Source organism: Mesorhizobium sp. M7A.F.Ca.ET.027.03.2.1, assembly GCF_003999175.1.
Lineage (GTDB): Bacteria > Pseudomonadota > Alphaproteobacteria > Rhizobiales > Rhizobiaceae > Mesorhizobium.
The window spans coordinates 1-5,580 of the sequence record NZ_RZOM01000338.1; the positions used below are offsets into that span (position 1 = coordinate 1).

Consider the following 5,580-nt stretch of genomic DNA (forward strand, 5'->3'; position numbering starts at 1 on the left):
CCTGCAAACAGCAGCATCGCCTGCTCCGGGCGTGAAAGAGTTACTTCTCGTCGGCGGCAGGAGCTGCCTCAGGTGCAGCCGCTTCAGCCGTCTCTTCCGTCTCCGGCTTCATCGCCGACGAACCGGCAATGGTCGCGATGGTGAAGTCGCGGTCGGAGATCACAGGCTTGACGCCAGCCGGCAGCTTGACCGCCGAGATGTGGATCGAGTCGCCGATGTTGGCGCCGGTGAGATCGACGGTGATGAACTCCGGGATCGCATTGGCCGGGCAGTGGAACTCGACTTCGTGACGCACGATGTTGAGCACGCCGCCGCGCTTGATGCCGGGCGACTTGTCCTCGTTGATGAAGTGGACAGGCACGTCGACATTGACTTCGGTGTCCTTGCCGATGCGCAGGAAGTCGACATGGACAGGGAAATCCTTGACCGGGTCGAGCTGGAAGTCCTTCGGCAGGACCTGGATCTTCTTGCCGTCGACATCGATCGTGGCGATCGTGGTCAGGAACCCGCCGCCATGGATCTTGTAGTAGATGTCCTTGTAGGTGAGCGCGATAGCCAGGGGAGGCTGCTTGTCACCATAGATTACTGCAGGCACTTTACCGTTGCGGCGAACTGCACGGGCGGACCCCTTACCGACCTGTTCGCGTGCTTCGGCCTTGAGCTCGTAAGTGTCGTGGCTCATGGCATTTCCTTTCGGTTTACTGGAGCGCTCACGGTTGGCAGAGTGCCTGGACCGTAAACGTCGAAAGCCGACATACCCATGCATGATCTGGTCCGAAAACCGGAATCCACTTTTCGGGATCATGCGGGAAGGCGGCCTTCCGCCGCGTTGCCTCCAAGGGTGTCTACGCGGGTGGCGGCTCTATAGCGGAAGGCGGCCGGAGGTGCAAGCCAAAGGCACGCCCAGCCTGGTGCAGTCCAGGCGGTCGCTATCCGCGCTTTTCGATGACGGCATAAAGCACGTTGCGGTTCTCGCCGAAGAACACCCGCGCCTCGACGGTGTTGCGGTCGACGCTGGCATTGACGATGTTCCACATATCGACCTCCGATCGCAGCAGCAACACCCAGTCCATGAATGTCTCCCGGTAGCCGGCGTCAGGCGTGCCCTCGGCGTAGTTCGCAAACAGGAACGTCCCGTTCGGCTTCAACATCTGCAGGCAGGTCTTCGTGAGTTTCACCGCGACGTTGTGGGCGAGGTAGTCGTAGAGGCCGGAGGCATAGATGAAATCGAACTTGCCGAGCTTGTGGCCCCGCGTGAGCACGGTTCGCACCGAGCCGTCGATGGCTTCGACCGCGGTGCCCTGGAAGTCGCGCGCGATCAGCCCAACGCTCTGGGGATCCTGATCGAGCGCAATCCAGCGCTTGAGACGGCCCTCCGTCAAGGCTACCGAGCGATTGGCCTCCCGCAAATGGCCGGCCGCGATCGCCAGGACCTCGGTTTGCGGTCCATTCTTGACCGCAATCTCGTCGACATATCGGGTCAGGAGGTCGCGTCGTTCCCGTGCCGCGACGCATGAGGGTACGTTCTGGGTATGGCTATAGAGCGCCTTGCCGATCTCCGAGGCATTGGCCACGCTCTCTGCCACGTGCGGGTCGCAATAGATGTAATCAAGCAACTGCGCGTCGCCGGAATAGCCCCTGGGCTTGGTGAAGGACCAGTGCGTCAGCGGATCCTCGAGAAAATACTTCAGGATCGGATGGTTCTGCGCCACCGGTATCAACGCATGCCAGACGTCGGGATGAACCTTGGAATGCAGGCCATTGAGGAAGGACAGCAAGCGACCGACGATCTCGGCGGGGTTCTTGTCCTGTTCGATCTGCTGCTGTGTCGCGTGGAGAATGAGCGCCAGCTCCGCGCGCGCGGTTTCGAACGCTTCGCCATGATGCTCGAGCTTTCCCCGAGGCAGCGTGCCGGCGAGCATCGCGGCAGTAATCAAGCTTTTGCCATCAAGAACGGTCTGCACGCCATCACTCCATAGTTAACAGTCGGTTAACTTATTGCGTAGAATGCTCCATTTGCCAATGTCGGGCTGACGGCATTTTATCGTTATGATTAATTTCCCGCCAACCATGTTCCTCTTTAGACGGCTTCCGGCCCGAATTCCGGGTTCGAGTTAACGGAAACTTGTCTTGCGCGATTGCATTTGTTTGCCCGGCGTCGCAATCGCCGTCGCGTCCCAAAGGAGCCGGCCCGCGTGGGGGCAGAAGCTGGAAATGAGTTCGGAAAACAAAATCCCTTTCAAACGGGGTCTATTGTGATGAACGAACACCTGTCCTCCGTATTGGTTGATACGGTTGATGCGGAGCCGTACGAGCCGCGCTATGAACTGAGCGCCGACGAGCTCCGCACCCTTTACCGCACCGAAGCGCAGGCGACGCGAAGAGGAGAAGCCAGGCCAGGGCTCTGGATTGCGGTTGCGATCTATCTCTTGTTTTCGGCAACGGATCTGCTGCTGATCCCGGACGTTGCCGCCTACACGATCACGGCGCGCTTCGCGGTCGGCTTGAGCGCGCTTTTGATCCTCGAAGCACAGCTTCGCCGGGGGATTGGAACGGAATGGCTCGACGTGACCTGCGCCGGAGCCATCATCTTCGGCTATGTTGGTTGGTTGTGCCCAGCGGTTCTTGGCGCGGACAAGGAAAGCGTCTCCTACTATATGGTCTTCGGGACCATATTCATGATGAGCGCAAATCTTTTCTTTACGTTCAACTTCAAGCTTTCCATCGTAACTTCCGCAATAATATTGTGCATACTTTACATCGTGAATTATTTCGTTCCTTCAACCCTTACATATAAAATGGTATTCGGGGCTTTTTATATTTCCTGTTTCACGTTCACCTCGTATGTGAACTGGAAGCTGAATGAGGAACGCTACAACGTCTTCCTGAATGCCCTGGAAGCCAAGATCCAGCACAATGAGGCGACCGAACGCGGCAAGGCCCTGCTGAGGTTGTCGCGGACCGATCCGCTGACGGGTCTGGAGAACCGGCGCGCGATCGACGAAAAGCTGCGGGACTACTGGAGCGAATGGCAAAAGGTAGGCACCAGCTTCGGGGCGATCCTCATCGACGTGGACTTCTTCAAGAAATTCAATGACTGCTACGGCCATCAAGAAGGCGACCGCTGCCTGATCCATGTCGCCAATGCCCTTAGCGATATGATCAAACAGTATAATGGCTCCATCGGCCGCTATGGCGGTGAAGAGTTCATCGTCCTGGCTCGCATGGAGAAAAAAGAGCAGATCCTGGACATCGCGGAAGCCATTTGCAGCACAGTGGAGAACCTGGCTCTGACGCACGAACTGCGGCGCGACGGCGTCTCGATCGTAACCGTGAGCGTTGGTGCCGCATTCACCAGGACGCAGACCGGGGCCAAGCTGGAGAAGATCATCCACGAGGCCGATCGCGCGCTTTATCTGGCAAAAGCCGGCGGCCGAAACTGTGCCCGGCTGTTCGACCCAACCGATCCGCAAAGCAGCGACGAGAGCGAGAACATTGCGGCCTTGCTGAAGATCGCGATCGGCCAGAATCTCGTTTCACTGGTTTATCAGCCTATCCAGGATGTCAAATCGGACCGGGTTGAAGCGGTGGAGGCTCTGATGCGCCTCAAAATGCTGGATGGCACATCGGTTCCGCCGAGCCTGTTCATTCCCGTCGCGGAACGAACCGGCGCGATCCTGGAACTCGGGCGCTGGGCGATAAGGACGGTGTGCGCCGAGCTCCTGGCGGACGACCACGTCCGTGTCGTCAGCGTCAACGTCTCTCCGATCCAGCTTAAGACACCTGGCTTCGCAACGTCTGTCGCGACCATTCTGGGCGAAACCGGCGTCGCCGGCAGCAGGCTGGCCTTCGAGATCACCGAAGGGCTGGAGATGGAGATGCACTCGGACATTCTGCGCTGCATCAGCGACCTGAAGCTGCTCGGGATCAAGATATGGCTTGATGATTTCGGGACCGGCTTTGCGGGCCTTTCGTGGCTTCGCCTGATCGATTTCGACACGGTGAAGATCGACCGCTCTTTTCTGCACGACTGCAGCTCCCTGAGCGGCAAGGCGATGCTGCAGGACATCATCACCCTGGTTCGAAATCGCGGCCACAAGATCCTGGTCGAAGGGGTGGAAACCGACGAACAGATGGCTTTGATGCGCGAATTCGGCATAGACAAGATCCAGGGCTTCCATGTCGGCCGCCCCGCTCCCGCTGTCAGTTTCCAGGCAAAGCGGGCCATGCGCAAACGGTCATTTGCCGTGCTTAAGTCCGCATGATGATGGCCTCTGTCCGACGTTTGGCTTAGCCGCCGTCAAAAGCCGTGCTGATTGCAATCAATCCATGACAGGGCCAAGCAAGGGGCTAGCGGTCGCCGGTCAACGCGTTGCGTAGCGCCTGGATCTGCCGGTTCAAGGCATCGAGCTCGGCCAGCGTCATGCCCGAGCGTTCGACCAAGGTCTCGTTCAGACAGTTGCACTGGACAAGCAGCCCGCGCCCGGCTGATGTCAGATCGACCTGCACCTGGCGCTCGTCGGTCTGGCTGCGCTGGCGCGTCACCAGCCCGGCCTGCTCCATTCGCTTCACCAGCGGCGTGACGGTGCTCGATTCCAGAGCGAGCCTGTGGGCGATCGTGCCGACCGACATGCCGTCGGCCTCTCCAAGCGCGTTCAGTACCAGGTACTGCGGATAGGTGATGCCCATATCGTCCAGCATCGGCTTGTAGGTGCGGTTGATCGCCATGCTGGTGGCGTAGAGCGTGAAACAGAGCTGATTGTCCAACGGGAGAGGCACGGCGCATTCCTTTTGCCAATATGGGCATCAATTCGATACCACGAAAAATAATATCGCGATACATATTTTTGTGGACAAGGGTTTTGGGCCGCGTTAGCTATATGGTTATCGCGATATTGTTTATTGCGGACATAACCAAAGGAGATTGAGATGACCTCGCAAACCAAGCCCGGCTCCGGCAGCGGTACGATCACCACCAAGGACGGAACGCAGATTTACTACAAGGACTGGGGGACCGGGCAGCCTGTCGTCTTCCATCATGGCTGGCCGTTGAGCAGCGACGATTGGGACGCCCAGATGCTGTTCTTCCTGTCGCAAGGCTACCGTGTCATTGCCCATGATCGGCGTGGCCATGGGCGCTCGACCCAGACGGATATCGGCAACGAAATGGACACCTATGCCGCCGATGTCGCGGAACTCGCCGCTTATCTTGACCTCAAGAATGCCATTCATGTCGGACATTCGACCGGCGGCGGCGAAGTGGCGCGCTATGTTGCCAACTATGGCGCCGGCGGCCGTGTCGCCAAGGCGGTGCTGATCGGCGCGGTGCCGCCAATCATGCTCAAGACTGCCGCCAATCCCGGCGGCCTGCCGATCGAAGTGTTCGACGGCTTCCGCTCCGCCCAGGCAGCCAATCGCGCCCAGTTCTTCCGCGACGTTCCATCAGGTCCGTTCTACGGGTTCAACCGTCCGGGCGCGGACATCTCGCAGGGCGTCATCGACAATTGGTGGCGCCAGGGCATGATGGGCGGCACCAAGGCGCATTATGATTGTATCAAGGCTTTCTCGGAAACCGACTTC

General features: G+C 58.9%; 5 protein-coding genes. 2 read left to right on the top strand and 3 right to left on the bottom strand.

The features are described 5' to 3' along the window. Positions 1 to 40 precede the first annotated feature (40 nt). Both EN750_RS16355 and EN750_RS16365 read right to left on the bottom strand, forming a co-directional pair. Positions 41 to 682 carry a 50S ribosomal protein L25/general stress protein Ctc gene (locus EN750_RS16355; RefSeq protein WP_127270548.1) on the bottom strand — a complete coding sequence of 214 codons (642 nt, stop codon included), beginning with the start codon at positions 680 to 682 and terminating at the stop codon, positions 41 to 43. A 247-nt stretch (positions 683 to 929) separates the two neighbouring features. Next, positions 930 to 1,964: a class I SAM-dependent methyltransferase gene (locus tag EN750_RS16365; RefSeq protein ID WP_127397022.1), complete on the bottom strand. Its 1,035-nt coding sequence runs from the start codon at positions 1,962 to 1,964 to the stop codon at positions 930 to 932. 294 nt (positions 1,965 to 2,258) lie between these two features. Between EN750_RS16365 and EN750_RS16370 the strand changes: the two genes are divergently transcribed. Further along, positions 2,259 to 4,265 (top strand): EAL domain-containing protein, encoded by a 2,007-nt coding sequence (locus EN750_RS16370; RefSeq protein WP_127397023.1) that lies wholly within the window; start codon positions 2,259 to 2,261, stop codon positions 4,263 to 4,265. 85 nt (positions 4,266 to 4,350) lie between these two features. On the opposite strand, the gene EN750_RS16375 is transcribed toward EN750_RS16370, so the two are convergent. Then, positions 4,351 to 4,779, bottom strand: coding sequence for a MarR family transcriptional regulator (locus tag EN750_RS16375; protein WP_127397024.1), 429 nt, complete (start codon positions 4,777 to 4,779; stop codon positions 4,351 to 4,353). 150 nt (positions 4,780 to 4,929) lie between these two features. Here EN750_RS16375 and EN750_RS16380 point away from each other — a divergent pair. Continuing rightward, a partial coding sequence (locus EN750_RS16380) for an alpha/beta hydrolase (protein WP_145967704.1) occupies positions 4,930 to 5,580 on the top strand: 651 nt, incomplete at its 3' end.

What these genes read in the sequence shown, in the direction of transcription:
- EN750_RS16355 (WP_127270548.1), bottom strand. Translation starts at nt 682, where the DNA reads ATGAGCCACGACACTTACGAGCTCAAGGCCGAAGCACGCGAACAGGTC.
- EN750_RS16370 (WP_127397023.1), top strand. Translation starts at nt 2,259, where the DNA reads ATGAACGAACACCTGTCCTCCGTATTGGTTGATACGGTTGATGCGGAG.